Raw genomic sequence first — 17,341 nt, 5'->3', positions numbered from 1 at the left:
AGGAGGCCCTCGAGCTGCTCACCTACACCCACGACCGCGCCACCCTCGCCGAGGCCGTCCGCCAGCGCCGTCGCACCCACGCGCTCGTCGTGGTGCGCCACGGCCGGGCCCGGGCCCGCAGCGCCTGGCGCCGTGACGACGCCGAGCGTCCGCTGCTGCGCGCGGGGGAGCAGCAGGCCGAGCGACTGGTGCCCCTCCTGGCGGCGTACGGCGTGACCCGGCTCGTCAGCTCGACCAGCCGACGGTGCCTGCAGACCCTGGAGCCCTACGCCCACATGACCGGCTGGGAGCTCGAGACGCGCCGCCGGCTCTCGGAGGAGGGCGCGTCGCCCGCCGGCGTACGACGGGTGGTCGGCGACGCGCTCGCCCGCGTCGACCACGGGAGCAGCCTGGCGCTCTGCACGCACCGTCCGGTGCTGCCGGAGGTGTTCGACGCGCTCGGTCTCGACGACCCCGGCCTCGACCCGGGTGAGGTGCTGGTGGTCCACCTGCGCAAGGGACGCGTGGCGGGCACTGAACGCCATCTCGTCCGCTGAGTCAAGACGCCGCCGTACAAGTTCACCGAGCTGTTGCCCGGGTCACAGGTGGTCGTCGCCGACTGGGCAGGTCGAGTTCACCCGCGGTTCACCCTCGACGGTCAGTCCGTCCACCTGACCTCACCACAGTTGCGTTGTCACACTCTTAGACGAAACAGGAGACACGAAGTGATTCGCACTTCTCTTCGCCGGGTGCTCGTGCCCGGTATCGCTGTCCTCACCGTCGCCGCGCTCTCTGCCTGCGGCGCGTCCAACGAGGACGGCGGCAGCGACGACCCGAGCGAGGGCGGCGGTGCTGCTACCAGCGCCGGCCTGACCGGCGTGCTCAAGGGCGCCGGCGCCACCTCGCAGGAGAAGGCCCAGGAGGCGTGGACCATCGCCGTCCAGGGCGCCAACGACGGCTTCGAGGTCCAGTACCAGCCCATCGGCTCCACCGACGGCCGCGCCAACTTCGTGTCGGGCGCTGTCGCCTTCGCCGGCACCGACTCGGCCCTCAACGACGAGGACGGCCAGCTCACCGCGGCCACCGAGACCTGCGGCGGCGAGCCGATCCAGGTCCCGGCCTACGTGTCGCCGATCGCCATCGCGTTCAACCTGCCCGACATCGACTCCGTCCAGCTGTCGGCCGACACCGTCGCCCAGATCTTCGACGGCAAGATCACCAACTGGAGCGAGATCACCGACGAGCAGGCCGACGGCGTCGAGCTGCCCGACCTCGACATCACGCCGGTGCACCGCTCCGACGACTCCGGTACCACCAAGAACTTCACCGACTACCTCGGCAAGGCCGCCCCGGACTCGTGGCCCTACGAGGCCGAGGACGCGTTCCCGGTCGACGGCGAGGCTGCCGACGGCACCTCGGGCGTCATCCAGCAGATCACCAGCATCGAGGGCGCCATCGGCTACGCCGACAACAGCCAGGCCGAGGGTCTCGGCAAGGTCTCGGTCGGCGTCGGCGACTCGTTCGTCGCCCCGTCGCCCGAGGGTGCCGCCAAGGTGCTCGAGGTCTCGCCGCCCGCCGAGGGCGTCTCCGACGTCGACATGGCCGTCGCGCTCGACCGCACCACCACCGAGGACGGCGCCTACCCGGTCGTGCTCCTGTCCTACCTGGTCGCGTGCCAGAGCTACGACGACGAGGAGACCACGGCCAACGTCAAGGGCTACCTCGAGTACATCGTCTCCGACGAGGGCCAGCAGACCGCGGCCTCCGAGGCCGGCTCGGCCCCGCTGGGCGAGGCCACCGCCGCCAAGGCGCAGGAGATCGTCGCCAAGATCGGCGGCTGACAGCTCCACTGACCGGGTGGGGGCCGGCACGCCGGCTCCCACCCGATCACCGCACCACCGGCCCGACCCGCTCCACCCCACGACCCTCGACGCCCGTGAAGGATCGCTCAGTGAGCTCCACAACCAAGGAAAAGCCCCTGGCGCAGGAGGCCAAGCCACGCGTCGTCACCAGCGTCGGCGACCGTGTCTTCGCGGGCCTGACGCTCGGGGCGAGCCTGATCATCCTGCTCGCGCTCGCCAGCGTGTTCATCTTCCTGCTGGTCAAGGGCCTGCCCGGCTTCACCAAGGCCGCAGACGTCTACGGACCGCGGGCGAGCAGCTTCTTCGGTTACGTCTCGCCGCTGCTCGGTGGCACGCTCATCGCGGCCGTCATCGCGCTCATCATCGCCGTCCCCCTCGCCTGGGGCATCGCCTTGGTGATCAGCCACTACGCGCCGCGGTTCATCGCCGTCCCGGTCGCCTACCTGGTCGACCTGCTGGCCGCCGTACCCAGCGTCGTCTTCGGCCTGTGGGGCGTGATCGTGCTCGCTCCGCAGATGGTGCCGGTCTTCGAGTTCCTCAACACCTACCTCGGCTTCATCCCGATCTTCGGTGGCGACGACGACGTCGTCTCCAAGAGCGGCCGCACCATCCTGACCGCCGGCGTCGTGCTCGCAATCATGATCCTGCCGATCATCACCGCGATTACCCGCGAGGTCTTCTCCCGCACGCCACGCCTCAACCAGGAGGCCGCGCTCGCCCTCGGGGCTACGCGCTGGGAGATGATGCGGCTGACCGTCTTCCCCTACGGCCGCTCCGGCATGGTCTCGGCCACGATGCTCGGCCTCGGCCGTGCGCTCGGCGAGACGATGGCCGTCGCGATGGTGCTCTCGCTCGGCGGGTGGAACGTCAACCTGCTCGGCCCGGGCAACTCCTCGATCGCGGCCAACATCGCCAGCAAGTACAAGGAGCGTTCCGAGGACCTGCTGTCCGTGCTGATCGCGACCGGGCTGGTGCTCTTCCTGCTGACGTTCCTGGTCAACTTCACGGCCCGCTGGATCGTCGGCCGCTCCGAGCGAAAGATGGCAAGCGCATGACCGACCTGTCCAAGGCGATGTCGAACACGCCCGAGACCCCCGGAACGCCGCCGCCCTCGCGCACCTCGGTCCCGCTGACCGCGGCTTCCCTGCCCAGCGTCGCGCAGCTCATCGTCGGCGTCATCGGTCTGGCCGTCGGCATCTTCTGCTGGCTGATCCTGGGCTGGCCGCTGATCGGCTCCGCCGTCGTCGGTGGCCTCGTCTACCTCGTCGGCCTGCCGGCGTGGTCGCTCGCGGTCGAGGGCAAGCGCGCCGCGACCGACCGGATGATGACCGGCCTGATCTGGACGACCTTCGTGGTCGCGATGGTGCCGCTGGTCTCCCTCGTCTACACGGTGATCGACAAGGGGCGCCGAGCGATCAGCGGCGACTTCCTGACCTACTCGCTCTTCAAGACCGCGCTCGGCCAGCCCGACGGCATCTACCACGCCATCATGGGCACGCTCATCATCACCCTCGGCGCCGCGGTCATCTCGATCCCGATCGGCGTGCTCGCCGCCATCCACCTCGTCGAGTACGGCAAGGGCAACCGCCTCTCGCGGGTCGTCACCTTCCTGGTCGACGTGATGACCGGCATCCCCTCGATCGTTGCGGGCCTCTTCGCGTTCGCGCTCTTCACGTTGCTGTTCGGCCCGGGCTTCCAGGGCGGCATCGGTGGCTCGGTCGCCCTGTCGCTCCTGATGATCCCGATCGTCGTGCGCGCCACCGAGGAGATGCTGCGGCTGGTCCCCGACGACCTGCGCGAGGCGTCGTACGCGCTGGGCACGCCCAAGTGGCGCACGATCATGCGGGTCGTCCTGCCCACCACGATCGGCGGCATCATCACCGGCATCACGCTGGCGGTCGCGCGCGTGATCGGCGAGACCGCCCCGCTGCTGCTCATCGCCGGCCTCGCGGACAAGACCAACACCAACCCGTTCAGTGGCGCGATGTCGACCCTGCCGGTCCAGATCTACTCGTTCAACTCCCAGCAGGACACGATCCCGCTCGCCTGGGGTGCGGCGCTCGTGCTCATCGTGCTGGTGCTCGTGCTCAACCTCGCGGCTCGGATCATCGGCAAGTTCTTCGCCCCCAAAACGGGCCACTAGGAATCAAGGAAAGCGACCACATCATGGCCAAGAGCATCGACGTCTCCGACCTCAACATCTACTACGGCGACTTCCTCGCCGTGCAGGGCGTCAACATGACCATCAAGGCGCGGGCGGTGACGGCCTTCATCGGTCCGTCCGGCTGCGGCAAGTCGACCTTCCTGCGCTCGCTCAACCGCATGCACGAGGTCATCCCGGGCGCGCGCGTCGAGGGCAAGGTCGTCGTCGACGGCCAGTCGCTCTACGGCCCGAGCGTCGACCCGGTCGCCGTACGCCGGCAGATCGGCATGGTCTTCCAGCGCCCCAACCCGTTCCCGACGATGTCGATCTACGACAACGTCCTGGCCGGCAACAAGCTCAACGCCAAGCGGATGAAGCGCGCCGAGGCCGACGCGATCGTCGAGAAGTCGCTGCGCAGTGCCAACCTCTGGAACGAGGTCAAGGACCGCCTCGGCAAGCCCGGCATGGGCCTCTCCGGCGGCCAGCAGCAGCGCCTCTGCATCGCCCGTGCGATCGCCGTCGAGCCCCAGGTCCTGCTCATGGACGAGCCGTGCTCGGCCCTCGACCCGATCTCGACCTCGGCCATCGAGGACCTCATCCACGAGCTCAAGACCGACTACACGATCGTCATCGTCACCCACAACATGCAGCAGGCCGCCCGCGTCTCCGACGAGACCGGCTTCTTCAACCTCAAGGCCACCGGCGAGCCCGGCCACCTCGTCGAGTTCAACCCAACCAAGAAGATGTTCTCCAACCCCGACGAACCCTCCACCGAGGCCTACATCTCCGGCCGCTTCGGCTGAGGTCGTGGTTCCTTCCGCTGCGGTAGTCCCCAACGAACGGGATTCTTGACTCGATCAAGAATCCCGTTTGTTGGGGACTATCGCGGTTCGGCGGCAGGGGCCTGTGGATAGCCCGAGCGGCGAACCGCCGGTTGGCCGCACCATCGTGGCCGTGCGGAAACGCGACAAGCCGATCGTGATCCGGGTCCACGCCAACCGGATCGGGCTGGTGCCACCCCTGCGGCTGTTCCCGCAGAACGCGACCGGGCCGACCCGCGGCGACGTACGGCGCGACCGGTGGCGTCGCTCCAGCTACGGGCTCTGGGCCCCGCCGTGGGCGGATGCGACCCGGGTGGAGCAGCGGATCGTCGAGGCGGGCGCGAACCTCAAGGCCTTCGGCGGCGTGACCGGGTGGGCGGCCCTCCGCTGGTTGGGCTGCCGCTGGTGCGACGGCGTCGCGCCAGACGGGTCGTTGCTGCCGGTCGTCCTGGCCGCTGACGACATGCGTACGCCGTCCAACGCGGTCCTGTCGGAGGAGCGGTTGAATCCCCGTGACCTGGTCGAGGTCGACGGGCTGGTCATCACCCTCCCCGTCCGGTCGGTGATCTTCGAGATGCGCTACGCCAGCAGCGTGCGCGAGGCGGTCGTGTGGTTCGAGAAGGCCGCCTACGACGACCTCGTCACGATCGAGGAGGCGTGGGACTACGTGACCGGCTACCTCAACGGCTGGACCGGCGTGCCGCAGGTGAGGCTCGCCCTGGTCCTGGTGGTCGAGAACTCGTGGTCGCCGCAGGAGACGCGGCTGCGGCTCGTCTGGATCGTCGACGCCGGCCTCCCGCCACCGCTCTGCAACCGACCGGTCTTCGACCTCGAGGGGCGGCACCTCGGCACGCCGGACCTGATCGACGTCGAGGCCGGGTTGATCGTCCAGTACGACGGGCCCGACCACCTCGAGCCCGGGCAGCACGCCTACGACGAGGCCCAGGACATCCGTTACCTGGAGCACGGGCTGGGCGTCGTACGGGTGACGAGGCACGACATGCGCGACCGGGCCAGGCTCGCCGTCCGCCTCGAGGAGGCCAGGGACGAGGCGCTGGCCCACCCCGCCCCGCGGGAGTGGACGGTCGACCTGCCCGACTGGTGGGTGCCGACCTTCACCGTGGCCCAGCGGCGCGCCCTCGACGCAGAGCAGCAGGCCGCGTGGCTCCGCTACCGCCAGCCGGCGTGAGTGGTTGCCGAGCCGCGGTAGTCCCCAACGAACGGAATTCTGGAGCCGTTCAACTATCCCGTTTGTTGGGGACTACCGCGGCGTAGCCAGCCCCTCAGACGGGGATGACAAGGGAGAGCACCTCGTAGCAGAGCCACGCGACGATGCCGGCCATGGGGAAGGTCAGGATCCAGGCGGCCAGGATGGAGCGGGCGACGCCCCAGCGGACGGCGGAGAAGCGCTTGGTGGCGCCGGCGCCCATGACCGCCGAGGTGATGGTGTGGGTGGTGGAGATGGGGGCGTGGAAGACGAAGGCGGTCGTGTAGAGGACGCTCGCGCCGACGGCTTCGGCGGAGAAGCCGCGGGCGGGGTCGAGGTCGATGATCTTGCGACCGAGGGTGCGCATGATGCGCCAGCCGCCGGCGTACGTGCCCGCGGAGATGGCGGAGGCGGCGGCGATGACGACCCACAGCGGCAGGTCGTCGTTGGCGGAGGCGTAGCCGCCGGTGAGCAGAGCCAGGAAGATGACGCCCATCGTCTTCTGCGCGTCCTGGAGACCGTGGCCGAGGGCGAGGGCGGCGGCCGAGATGGTCTGCATCATCCGGAAGCCGCGCATCACCTTGTGCGGGTTCTTGCGGCGGAAGATCCACATGATCGACAGCATCACGACGAACGCCGCGCAGAAGCCGAACAGCGGCGACAGGACCATCGGGATGAGGACCTTCTCGACGATCTTGGCCCAGTCGACGTCGGCGCCGCCGCCGATGGCCGCGCCCACGAGCCCGCCGATGAGGGCGTGCGAGGAGGACGACGGCAGGCCGAACCACCAGGTGATGAGGTTCCACGTGATGGCGCCGAGCAGCCCGGACATCACGATGATCAGGCCCTGGTTGTCACCCGGTGGCGAGATGACGTCCTTGACGGTGTTGGCGATCTCCTGGCCGAGGAGGGCACCGACGAAGTTCATGATCGCGGCGAGGATCAGCGCGACCCGCGGCGTCAGCGCCCGGGTGGACACCGACGTCGCGATGGCGTTGGCCGCGTCGTGGAAGCCGTTGGTGTAGTCGAACGCGAGCGCGATGACGACGACGGCGATCACGATCGCCAGGGTGAGGGACACCTGGCTCAGCTCTCCTTGACCGCGATCTGCTCCACGATGTTGGCGACCTTCTCGAACGCGTCGATGGCCGCCTCGAGCGACTCGACGATGTCCTTGAGCTTGAGCACCTCGATGGTCTTGAACTCACCGGAGAAGAGGTGGGCGAGGGTACGGCGGTGGTTCTTGTCGCCGGCGTTCTCGAGCCGGTTGATCTCGATCCAGTACTCCTCGAGCGACTGGGGTGACGACAGCTTGGGCATTGCCTCCGCGGTGAGCTCGGCGCAGCGCTGGAGCACCTCGACCTGCTGCGACAGCTCGGCCGGCAGCACCTTGACCTCGTAGAGCAGGATCAGGTCGACGACCTCGTCCATCTCGTCCATGACGTCGTCGAGCCCGGAGGCGAGGGCGTAGATGTCCTCACGGTCGAACGGCGTCACGAAGGTGCTGTTGACGCGGCGCACCAGGGCGTGGGTCGTCTCGTCGGCGTCGTGCTCGGCGGCGCGCATCCGCGTGGCGACGTCGGCGTTGTCGGACGTCTCGGCGAGCATCTCGGCCAGCAGGGCAGCTCCCGTCACCAGGTGCTGGGCCTGCTCGGTGAAGAGGTCGTAGAACGCAGTGTCGACCGGACGGAAACGCAGTCCCACGTGAACTCCTGGAGTGGCGGAAACAAACGTCCAACAGAGTAGGGGGTCGTCTCCTCGCCGACGCAACTCCGGGGTTCGGGCGAAGCGACCGATTTAGCCGCTCGTTCGAGAATCGGGTGCACGCCTGCGCGTTCGGCGGCAAGGTTATCCCCATGAGGGGGCCTGCACAGATTGCTATCGCCGCAGTCGTCGGAGTCGCGACGTTGAGTGCGGGTGCGCTTGCGGTCGCCGAACCACCCCGACGCGCGACCATCGGGGTCGGTATCTGCGTCAACACGGACTCGATCGCGGTCGCGCCGACAGCCCGGGGCACCTGTCCGCGCGGCTCCAAGCTGACCCGCATCGCGAGGCGTGGGCCGGTCGGTCCTCGTGGACCCTCTGGCTTGATTGGCCCCCAGGGGGCACCAGGTCTTCGCGGTCCAGAGGGCGCATCGGGAGCGGAAGGGCCGGCCGGGCCGGCCGGACCCGCCGGTCCAGCCGGTCCAGCCGGGCTACCTGGTCCGGCCGGACCCGCCGACCCCTCCTCGCCCTCGGCCACGATTGACGGGGGCGCTCCGTGACCGGAACGCGACGGTGGCTCCTGAAAGCGCTGTTGAGCACTGGAGCATTGATCGCCCCACTAGGCGACGAACGCACCTATCCAGCTGAGGCCATTATTGACGGCGGGACGCCGTGGACCGCCGAACCGCCGCCTGGCGCGCCGAGTTCGATCAGCGAGCGTCGAGTATGACGGTCATCAAGGTCCGGCGGGGAACCGCCATGGAGTGGCGTCTGGCGGACCCATTGCTGGCTGACGGCGAGCCGGGCTACGAGACGGACACCAGTGGTTTCAAGGTAGGCGACGGCAAGCGTCGGTGGTCTGCACTTCCCTACATGGTCGCTGAGGCTGCGCCGGATGCCGCGACAGCTGCAGCAAACTCCTCCTCTCGCGCTGCCGCTTTGGGGGAGTTGGTGGCTCGGCTCAAGAATGGTGAGGCACTTAACCTCGGGGTTTCTTCGAGCAGTTCCTTCGTGGGCTTCGGCCTGCCGATGGACAAAGGCGCCGGGGTGCAGTGTTGGAAGCAGGTGTTGGCCAAGTACGGCAACACCTCATCAGCCGTTCACAACTTGGGCGCCAGCGGGGCGCGGTCGGGACAGCTGTGGGCTGGTGGAAACTCGCCTGAGATCATGTCCACGGAGGCTGCGGTCCGATCCTTCGACCTCGACGCCGTCATAGTGCAGATCAACTTCAACGACGGCGGCACGATCTCGCCCGAGACATACGGCGAGTACATGCGTAAGACGTACCTGGCGGCGCGACGGTCCGCGGCCACGGTCTTGGTGGTCCCGCCCCTGGCCTACGGCCCTTATTGGAATGCGTCCTGGGCACAGGGATATCGACGCGCGGTCTACGTCGCGTGCGCTCGTGCAGGGGCCGTCGTCTTTCCGATTGAGGAGTCCTTGGCCAACGCCGAACGGACGGGGATCGACCCAACGCTCTACCAGTCTGATGCCACCCACCCGAACGAGACTGGCGCTGCCCGATACGGCGAGGCGTTCGCCTCGATGTGGCCGTCCACCTACACCGCAGCGGCCGTGACGCCGGCAGGGCGAGGCGAGTTCCTCTCGCCGAACATCAGAGGTCCCTTCATCGAGTGGGTCGACTCACTTGGCGCCGACAAGCGCACAACATCGTTTCGGATGTCGGAGGACAAGGATGCGCGACCCGCATCGCGCGCTATCTCCGTGCCTGAGCCACTCTTCGCACGCGGGACCGTCGCAGCGCTCGACGGAACGACCGGAGTAGACGGAAACCTCATCGAGGTATCCGCAGAGTTCACCGATGGTCGCATCTCGTTGGGACTTGCCCCCCCTGTATCGGGGTTCTCTGCGCCCCAAGTTCTCGCCGGCGGAGGCCTTGGGTTCGGGGGGTCCGGCCAGGTGGTCCAAGTTGCGGCCCCGCCGGCGTCTCGATCTCGACTGTTATTCGGCCGAGACGACGTCACCATTCGATTCGTTCTCCGCGCTGCTCAAAGCGGGGACGCTTCTCACCCCACACGGAGCATCATCAGCCGGGGCTTCGACGGTGGTAGCGGATTCAAGGTGGGCATCTCGGCCGCGGGGCGCCTGATTGTCACGATGGGCTCGGCGACGACAGAGGTCTCATCGGTCGTCACACAGGGAAGCCACCTCATCACGCTGAGTGCCCTCGCGGGCTCAGATCGGTTCGTGGCCTACGTTGGTGGCGAAGCGGTTGGCGGAGGAGTCATCGAGTCCGTCGCGGACCCAGAAGTGGACTGGTTGCTGGGAGCATCACGTGACCAAGGCGGGCAGCCGCGGCTCGACTCGTCCTTTGCGGGTGAGGTCCACTGGCTCAACATCGCGCACAGCTTCGTCAACCCTATCGAGCAGCGCCGCTGGTACGACCGAGTGGCTAAGCCATACTTCAACGGACTCGACGGGCGACAGATATCGCTGGCGTAACCCGTCAGTTGTTACACAACCCGATCTGACGTCCTCGCGGTGGCGGAACCAGCCATTTCGGGTGACTCATCATGACGTCCCCGAGCCCCCGTAGCTTGCGCCCGACGCGACGGGGCGCCCACGATCCGACCTGCATGGACCCAGTGACCGATACGGATGACGCACATGGCTGCCATCCACACTAGGAGAGCGGCGCCAACGCGTGCGAAGAAGTGCTGCACAGGTCCGAAGCCATATGCCGTTTCTTCCTTCCCCAGGACCTGGTCCAAGACCGAGGTCAGGAGAATGAGGAGGGGGAAGTGCGTCAGGTATACGCCGTACGACGAGCCACGCATTGTCTCTCTCCATTGAAGACGTCGCTGGTATGCGACGTTCATGAAAAGTGCTAGGAATACAAAGCCGTACAGAGAGTTCGTGATTCGTAGGGAATCTTCGGTACCCAAGTACCGAGCCTCGGCGACAGCGGCGAGATAGCAGCCGATCACGATGGCGGTGAGGCCCGGCGCGCTGTGTTTGAGTAGTCGCTGTCGAAACTTGGTCTCGTGACGGCACCACTGCATCCCGGCGAAAGCAAACACGGCGAAACCGAGCGGTGCGCCTGTGTGAGGGATGTCGAGAAGGCCGACGTAAAGGTTCACTCCGTAAAGCAAGGTAAGCGTCAGAAGCGCGACACCTCCAACGACGTGGTGATTGCGGTTGACGAGCATCCCTGCAACCCAAAGGCCCGCAAGCAGTTGTGGAACGAACCAGAACGAGGTCTCCAAAAAGATTTGGTGAAGCAGGTGACCTGGCGATGGCAACTGTTCGGAGTCCTTGGCCTTGCTCATTACGAGAATGAAAGCGAGGGCGACCGTCCAGAACAGGTACGGGGTGATGAGCGCGTAGAACCGTCGCTTCAAGTACCGACCCGGCTGGCGAGAACCATCAGCGCGTTGCCACAGATAGCCAGAGACGAAGAAGAAGACGCCGTCGCAGGCCTTAGCAACCTGATCGAGGGCAACGTCGCCGAACTTCAATTCGTCCCCTGACGAGCCCACGCGTGTGTGAATGAGCACGACGCCAACCATGGAAACCAAACGCAGCACGTCTGCGTAATCCGAGAAGGCCGTATGCGTCTCTTTGGTCATGTGTACGTTGTCAGGCGCAATCCGCACGAGTCCCCCCGACCGCTGCCACGAATGGCAGTTGAGGTCCCCGCGACCTCCGACTGAGGTTACGACAGGATCAACTGAACAGTCGACGAACTGGCCCTCTAGGGCCCACCCATTCGGGTGATTAGGACGTCGTACGACGCCGCTTCTGCCGCTCGATCAGCGTCTCCTGCAGGTGCGTGTCGCCGTCGTTGCGGACCCAGTCGCCGCTGCTCCCGAGCTCCCAGGCGCTCGTGGTGGACGCGAACGCCAGGTCGAGGAGGTCGCCGATGGCGGCGACGCTCTCGGGGTCGGGCAGCCGCACGAGGACCTCGACGCGGCGGTCGAGGTTGCGGTGCATCATGTCGGCCGAGCCGAGCCACGCGTGGGGGTCGCCGCCGTTCTCGAACCAGAAGACCCGGCTGTGCTCGAGGAACCGGCCGAGCACCGACCGCACCGTGATGTTGTCGGACAGCCCGGGCACGCCCGGGCGCAGCGCGCAGATCCCGCGCACCAGCAGCTCGACCTTCACGCCCTCCTGCGAGGCGAGGTAGAGCGCGTCGATGACGGCCTCGTCGACCACCGAGTTGGCCTTGAGCCGGATGCCCGAGGGGCGCCCCGCCTCGTGGTGGGCGATCTCGCGGTGGATCTGGTCGATGAGCCCGGTGCGCACCGAGTCGGGCGCGACGAGCAGATGGCCGTAGGACGGCTTGCGCGACCAGCCGCTGAGGTTGTTGAAGAGGTGGGCGACGTCCTCGCCGATGGACTCGTCGGTCGTGATGAGGCCGAGGTCCTCGTAGGTGCGGGCGGTCTTGGAGTTGTAGTTGCCGGTGCCGATGTGGGTGTAGCGGCGGATGCCCTCGGGCTCGTCGCGCACCACCATCGCGAGCTTGCAGTGGGTCTTGAGACCGACCAGGCCGTAGACGACGTGGCAGCCGGCCTGCTCGAGCTTGCGCGCCCACCGGATGTTGGCCTGCTCGTCGAAGCGGGCCTTGATCTCGACGATGACCAGCACCTGCTTGCCGGCCTCGGCCGCGTCGATGAGGGCGTCGATGATCGGGCTGTCGCCCGAGGTGCGATAGAGCGTCTGCTTGATCGCGAGCACGTGTGGGTCGGCCGCGGCCTGCTCGATGAAGCGCTGCACCGACGTCGAGAACGAGTCGTAGGGGTGGTGCAGCAGCACGTCGTGGCGCCGCGCGGCCTTGAACACGTCGACGGGCGAGGCCGACTCCACCTCGGCCAGCCGGGTGTGGGTGGTCGGCACGAACGCCGGGAACTTGAGCACCTCGTGGCTGAGGTCGGCGATGCTGTGCAGCCCGCGCAGGTCGAGCGGGCCGGGCAGCCGGAAGACCTCGGACTCGCTGACGCCGAGCTCCTCCTTGAGCAGCTCGAGCACGCCGGTCGAGATCGACTCCTCGACCTCGAGGCGCACCGGCGGGCCGAAGCGGCGCCGCAGCAGCTCCTTCTCGAGGGCGGCGAGCAGGTTCTCGGCGTCGTCCTCCTCGACCTCGAGGTCCTCGTTGCGGGTGACCCGGAAGGTGTGCGCCTCGAGCACCTCCATGCCGGGGAAGAGCCGCTTGAGGTGGGTGCCGATGACGTCCTCGAGCGGCACGAACCGCGCCCCGCGCCCCGACGCCCCCGACGCGCCCAGCGGCACGAACCGGTCGAAGATCGGCGGCACCTTGACGCGCGCGAAGTGCTCCTTGCCCGACTGCGGGTTGCGGATCAGCACGGCCAGGTTGAGCGACAGCCCCGAGATGTAGGGGAACGGGTGGGCGGGGTCGACGGCGAGCGGCGTGAGCACCGGGAAGATCCGGTTCTTGAAGAGCTTCTTGCAGCTCTTCTGCTCCTCGGCGTCGAGGTCGTCCCACCGCACCAGCTCGATGTCGTGCTCGGCCAGGGCCGGCTGGATCACGTCGCGGAAGAGGCTCGACTGGCGCTCGCTCAGCTCGCGCGCCGTCGTCCAGATCTGCTCGAGCACGTCGCGCGGCATCAGCCCCGACGCCGCGCGTACGGCGAGCCCGGCGGCGATGCGTCGCTTGAGTCCGGCCACCCGGACCATGAAGAACTCGTCGAGGTTGCTGGTGAAGATGGCGAGGAACCGGGTCCGCTCGAGCAGCGGCAGCCGGTCGTCCTCGGCCAGCTCGAGCACGCGCTGGTTGAACTTCAGCCACGACAGCTCGCGGTCGAGGAACCGGTCGTCGAACTTCTCCACGGCCGCGACCAGCTCGGGGTCGGGCACGTAGGGGACGTCGACCTCGTAGGACTCGTCGGGTACGCCGGCGCCGGTGGACACCGAGTGGGAGGAGTCCGGCACGATCTCGAGTGACATGGGTCGAGTCTGGCACCGACGGGTGAACGGTAGGTTGCGACGGTGACGATCAAGGACCGCGCCGAGGCCACGCTCCTCCTCGCCGCGATGGCGCTCCCCGAGGCCGTGCAGCGTCGACTGGCCGGCAAGCCGGTGACGATCGACGGCCAGACCCTCGCCGCCGACGTACAGCTGATGCTGCGGCTGCAGAAGGTCGCGCGGATGCCCGGCGCCGAGACGCTGCCGATCCCCGCGGGCCGTGTCGTCATCGACCGCACCACCGCCGCCACCGGCCGCACCCAGCCGATCGGGTCGGTCCGCGACCTGCCCGTCGAGGGGCTGCCGGCCCGGCTCTACACGCCGCGCGGCGTCACCGGCCCGACCGGGCTGCTCGTGTTCTTCCACGGCGGCGGGTTCATGTACGGCGGCCTCGACTCCCACGATGCCTCCTGCCGCGTGCTCGCCGAGGGCGCCGGCTGCCGGGTGCTCGCGATCGACTACCGGCTCGCGCCCGAGCACCGCTTCCCGGCGGCCTACGACGACGCCGTGACGGCCTACCGCTGGGTCGCCAAGAACGCCGACTCGCTCGGCGTCGACGTCGACCGGATCGCGGTCGGCGGCGACTCCGCCGGCGGCAACCTGGCGGCCGGTGTCGCCGCCGCGGCCGCCCGCGAGGGCCTGCCGCTGGCGTTCCAGCTGCTCGTCTACCCGGCGACCGACAGCGCCCGCGCGACCCGCAGCCTGGAGCTGTTCTCCGAGGGCTTCTACCTCACCAAGGCGTTCATGGACCTCGCCAACGCGAGCTATCTCCCCGACCCCGCCGAGCGGCTCGACCCGCGCGCGTCGCCCTTCCACGACGACATCCCCGACGGGCTGGCTCCGGCGTACGTCGTCACCGCCGGGTTCGACCCGCTGCGCGACGAGGGCGAGGCCTACAGCCGGGCGCTCGCTGCCGCCGGTGTCCGGGTCGAGCTGCGCCGGTTCCCCGACCAGATCCATGGGTTCTTCAACGTGGTCGGGGTTGGTCGTACGTCGCGTGCTGCGGTCGACGAGATCGCGGTGGCGCTCAAGGCGGGCCTCGCTCCGTCCCTCTAGCTAGAGGCCGGGGCGGTGCTCCCGGAGCCGGGCCATGAAGTCGGCCGGGTCGACCATCGAGTCGTCGACGTCGACCGGGTCGAGCGCGCGGCGATAGAACCGCACCCGCCAGTAGGCGTCACCCGGCCTGCCCTGGACGTCGACCTTGACGCTGTCGTTGGCCAGGTCGAAGGTGCGTGTCGAGTCGCCCTCGACGACCCGCACCACGCCGTCGATGACGTCGATCGACACCCGCGTCACCCGCACCTGCACCGCTGCCCACGCCAGCCCGCCGGCCGCGACGAACGCGACCAGGCACAGCAGCGTCGGTCCCTTCGCCACCACCGACACCACGCCGACCAGGAACGCCACCACGGCGATCGCCGCCAGCGTGATCGGCAGGACGGCCTGGTCGCTGCCGTCGGGCGCGAGGCGTCCGGTACGACCCGCCGGGGTCACGCCGTCGAACAGCGTCAGCTCGGTCGGGTCGTCGGCCGCGAGTCGGCGCTGCGCGTCGGCCAGCTGCTCGGCGAGCTGCTCGGCGATCGCCTCCGCCTCGAGCGCCCGCTGCTCGAGGTCGTCGCGCTCGGCCCGCAGGGCCGCGAGCTCGTCGGGCTCGGCCCCGCTCACAGGCTCGGCCGCCACTGGCGCACCGCCTCGGCGAACCGCGGCGGGTCGACCGACGACGCCGTGATCGTCAGCGGCGCCTCGCTCGGTCGTACGACGTCGATGGCCCAGCCGCGGTCACCCGGGTTGCCGCGCATCTCGAGCTCGGGTTCGTCCTCGGCCAGCGAGAACGTGTGCTCGTCGGTCCCGAACGCCAGCGACAGCGTCCCGTCCTCCGTCAGCTCCACCCGGCTCGGCCGCCCGACCCGCCGGAACGCGAACACGATCCCCAGCACGCCGACCGCCCCGACCCCGGCCGCCCGCAACGGCTCACCGGCCAGCTCACCCAGCGCCCCCAGCACGAAGATCGCGACGGCAGACGCCAACGCGATCCCGACCGCCACCCACCCGGCCCACCCCCGCCGCACCGACTCGTACGGGTCGTGCAGCTCCACCTCACGTTGGTCGAGCCGGTCGGCGCCCTGCGCCGACCGCGTCGAGACCTCCGCAGCCGATCCCGCAGAGGTTCCCACCGGCTCCGGCTCTGCCTTGACCTCCGGCTCCGGCTCGACCTCGGGCTCCGCCTCGACCTCGGGCTCCGCCTCGATTTCCGGCGCCGCCTCAACCACGGCCTCGCCCCCACGGTGGTCGAGCCGGTCGGCGCCCTGCGCCGTCCGTGTCGAGACCTCCGCAGCCGATCCCGGGGACGCCCCCACCGACTCCGGCTCCGCGGTCTCGACGACCTCGTCAGCAACGATCGCGGTAGGCTCCGCAGTCTCCCCGGAAGCGACCTCTGGCTCATCCTCGACAACGGGCGTCACGGCGACCGCAGGCTCCACCACCGGAGCAGCAACCGCGTCGGGTTCAGCGCTCCTGGCCGCAGCCCGACGTTCCCGACGCCGCGACCGGAAGGCGGACAACGGGTTCAGGGACGGCGGCGTCAGGTCAGCAACCACCGGCTCCGGCTCACCCTCCTCACGGTGGGTGAGCCGGTCGGCGCCCTGCGCCGTCCGCGTCGAGACCTCCGCAGCCGGTTCCGGTGAAGCTCCCAGCGGCTCACGTTCAGGTTCAGGTTCGGGCTCGGGTCCGGGCCCCGGCTCGACCTCGGCTTCTGCCTCCGGCTCGACTTCAGCCATCGGCTCCGGCTCGGGCTCGGGCTCCTCAACCTCGGCCACCGGCACCGGCACCGGCACCGGCACCGGCTCCGGCTCGGGCTCCGGCTCGGGCTCGGCCACCGGCTCGGGTCCCGGCTCAACCTCGGCCACCGGCTCGGGTTCGATCTCGGCAACCGCCTCGGGCTCGACCTCGGGTTCCGGTTCCGGCTCAACCTCGGCCGGGGCCTCAACCGCCTCGACCTCGAGCTCAGGCTCCCGCTCAGCCAGCTGCGCAGCCAGCTCCTGAGCCCGCACCTCCGCCTCCGCCCGTGCCTCCGCCTGGCTGACGAGATCGGCCTGAGCCCGTGCCAGCTCGGCCCGCAGTGCAGTGATGGCGTCCGTGGCCTCCCGCGCCGCCTTCTCCGCGTCAGCCCGCACCCGAGCCGCAGCAGCCGCCGCAGCCGCCGCCTCCGCCTCGGCCCGCTCGGCAAGCCCGTGCCGGGCGGCCTCGGCCTCCTCGACGGCACGCCGTTCCGCCTCGGCCCGCGCGCGAGCTTGCGCCTCGAGCTCGGTCTGGGTCCGGGTCAGCTCCTCGCGCAGCGCCTGGACGACCGACGTCGCCTCCGTCGCCTCGACCTCGGCCTCCGCGCGCGCCTCGTCGGCGTCCGCGGCGGCGTCGGCCGCGCTGGTCGTCGCCTCGAGGGCGACCTCGAGCTGCGCCCGCTCGGCTTCCTCGGCCTCGACCCGCGCCCCTTCGGACCCAGGCTCCTGAGAGGCCAGCGCCGCGCGTACCTCGTCCAGCTCCTCGATCGCGAGCCGCGCCGTCTCCGCCTGCTCGGCCGCCACCTCGTCGGCGGCCCGGGCGCGGTCGTCCGCGGCCGCCGCAGCGTCCGTCGCCACCCGGATCGCCTCGCGCTCGGCGTCCGCGTCGACCACCGCGACTGGTT

14 protein-coding genes are annotated in these 17,341 nt (G+C 69.1%); 8 read left to right on the top strand and 6 right to left on the bottom strand.

From position 1 onward, the window contains the following. The 6 genes from Q7T52_RS02780 to Q7T52_RS02755 form a co-directional block, all read left to right on the top strand. The coding region (locus tag Q7T52_RS02780; RefSeq protein WP_304799223.1) for a histidine phosphatase family protein at window positions 1-536 on the top strand (536 nt) is incomplete at its 5' end. A 192-nt stretch (window positions 537-728) separates the two neighbouring features. After that, window positions 729-1,820, top strand: coding sequence for a PstS family phosphate ABC transporter substrate-binding protein (locus Q7T52_RS02775; RefSeq protein ID WP_304799222.1), 1,092 nt, complete (start codon window positions 729-731; stop codon window positions 1,818-1,820). A 110-nt stretch (window positions 1,821-1,930) separates the two neighbouring features. Next, window positions 1,931-2,896: a phosphate ABC transporter permease subunit PstC gene (pstC, locus tag Q7T52_RS02770; RefSeq protein WP_304799221.1), complete on the top strand. Its 966-nt coding sequence runs from the start codon at window positions 1,931-1,933 to the stop codon at window positions 2,894-2,896. Next, window positions 2,893-3,984: a phosphate ABC transporter permease PstA gene (pstA, locus tag Q7T52_RS02765; RefSeq protein ID WP_304799219.1), complete on the top strand. Its 1,092-nt coding sequence runs from the start codon at window positions 2,893-2,895 to the stop codon at window positions 3,982-3,984. The genes pstC and pstA overlap by 4 nt, the downstream gene beginning before the upstream one ends. A gap of 23 nt (window positions 3,985-4,007) precedes the next feature. Continuing rightward, window positions 4,008-4,787, top strand: a complete 780-nt coding sequence (gene pstB, locus Q7T52_RS02760; protein ID WP_304799218.1) for a phosphate ABC transporter ATP-binding protein PstB — start codon at window positions 4,008-4,010, stop codon at window positions 4,785-4,787. Between the two features lie 151 nt (window positions 4,788-4,938). Further along, complete coding sequence (locus Q7T52_RS02755; protein WP_304799217.1) at window positions 4,939-5,994, top strand: hypothetical protein; 1,056 nt, start codon at window positions 4,939-4,941, stop codon at window positions 5,992-5,994. 94 nt (window positions 5,995-6,088) lie between these two features. Here the strand turns inward: Q7T52_RS02755 and Q7T52_RS02750 are convergent, their stop codons facing one another. After that, entirely contained in the window at window positions 6,089-7,093 is a 1,005-nt protein-coding gene (locus tag Q7T52_RS02750) for an inorganic phosphate transporter (RefSeq protein WP_304799216.1), read from the bottom strand. Window positions 7,094-7,098: 5 nt separating this feature from the next. After that, window positions 7,099-7,716 (bottom strand): DUF47 domain-containing protein, encoded by a 618-nt coding sequence (locus Q7T52_RS02745; RefSeq protein ID WP_304799215.1) that lies wholly within the window; start codon window positions 7,714-7,716, stop codon window positions 7,099-7,101. Window positions 7,717-8,442: 726 nt separating this feature from the next. Between Q7T52_RS02745 and Q7T52_RS02740 the strand changes: the two genes are divergently transcribed. Continuing rightward, window positions 8,443-10,179, top strand: coding sequence for a GDSL-type esterase/lipase family protein (locus Q7T52_RS02740; RefSeq protein ID WP_304799214.1), 1,737 nt, complete (start codon window positions 8,443-8,445; stop codon window positions 10,177-10,179). A gap of 11 nt (window positions 10,180-10,190) precedes the next feature. Here Q7T52_RS02740 and Q7T52_RS02735 read toward each other — a convergent pair whose 3' ends face one another. Together Q7T52_RS02735 and Q7T52_RS02730 are read right to left on the bottom strand one after the other, a co-directional pair. Continuing rightward, window positions 10,191-11,306, bottom strand: coding sequence for an acyltransferase (locus Q7T52_RS02735; protein WP_304799213.1), 1,116 nt, complete (start codon window positions 11,304-11,306; stop codon window positions 10,191-10,193). Between the two features lie 148 nt (window positions 11,307-11,454). Further along, complete coding sequence (locus Q7T52_RS02730; protein WP_304799211.1) at window positions 11,455-13,641, bottom strand: RNA degradosome polyphosphate kinase; 2,187 nt, start codon at window positions 13,639-13,641, stop codon at window positions 11,455-11,457. A 42-nt stretch (window positions 13,642-13,683) separates the two neighbouring features. Between Q7T52_RS02730 and Q7T52_RS02725 the strand changes: the two genes are divergently transcribed. Further along, a complete protein-coding gene (locus Q7T52_RS02725) occupies window positions 13,684-14,715 on the top strand; it encodes an alpha/beta hydrolase (protein ID WP_304799210.1) in 1,032 nt (343 codons plus the stop codon). On the opposite strand, the gene Q7T52_RS02720 is transcribed toward Q7T52_RS02725, so the two are convergent. Beyond that, window positions 14,716-15,339 carry a hypothetical protein gene (locus Q7T52_RS02720; protein ID WP_304799209.1) on the bottom strand — a complete coding sequence of 208 codons (624 nt, stop codon included), beginning with the start codon at window positions 15,337-15,339 and terminating at the stop codon, window positions 14,716-14,718. It lies immediately after the preceding gene. After that, the gene (locus Q7T52_RS02715) at window positions 15,321-17,330 is read right to left on the bottom strand and encodes a hypothetical protein (RefSeq protein WP_304799208.1); all 2,010 of its coding nucleotides are present in this window, start codon (window positions 17,328-17,330) and stop codon (window positions 15,321-15,323) included. The genes Q7T52_RS02720 and Q7T52_RS02715 overlap by 19 nt, the downstream gene beginning before the upstream one ends. Between the last annotated feature and the right edge of the window lie 11 nt (window positions 17,331-17,341).

Source organism: Nocardioides sp. (assembly GCF_030655615.1).
GTDB lineage: Bacteria > Actinomycetota > Actinomycetes > Propionibacteriales > Nocardioidaceae > Nocardioides.
Note: the sequence above shows the minus strand (reverse complement) of the source record. Positions and strands in the feature narration are given on the sequence as shown.

Excerpts from the sequence above, each read along its gene's own strand:
- pstA (WP_304799219.1), top strand. The coding sequence starts at position 2,893 with ATGACCGACCTGTCCAAGGCGATGTCGAACACGCCCGAGACCCCCGGA.
- pstB (WP_304799218.1), top strand. The coding sequence starts at position 4,008 with ATGGCCAAGAGCATCGACGTCTCCGACCTCAACATCTACTACGGCGAC.
- Q7T52_RS02740 (WP_304799214.1), top strand. The coding sequence starts at position 8,443 with ATGACGGTCATCAAGGTCCGGCGGGGAACCGCCATGGAGTGGCGTCTG.
- Q7T52_RS02735 (WP_304799213.1), bottom strand. The coding sequence starts at position 11,306 with ATGACCAAAGAGACGCATACGGCCTTCTCGGATTACGCAGACGTGCTG.
- Q7T52_RS02730 (WP_304799211.1), bottom strand. The coding sequence starts at position 13,641 with ATGTCACTCGAGATCGTGCCGGACTCCTCCCACTCGGTGTCCACCGGC.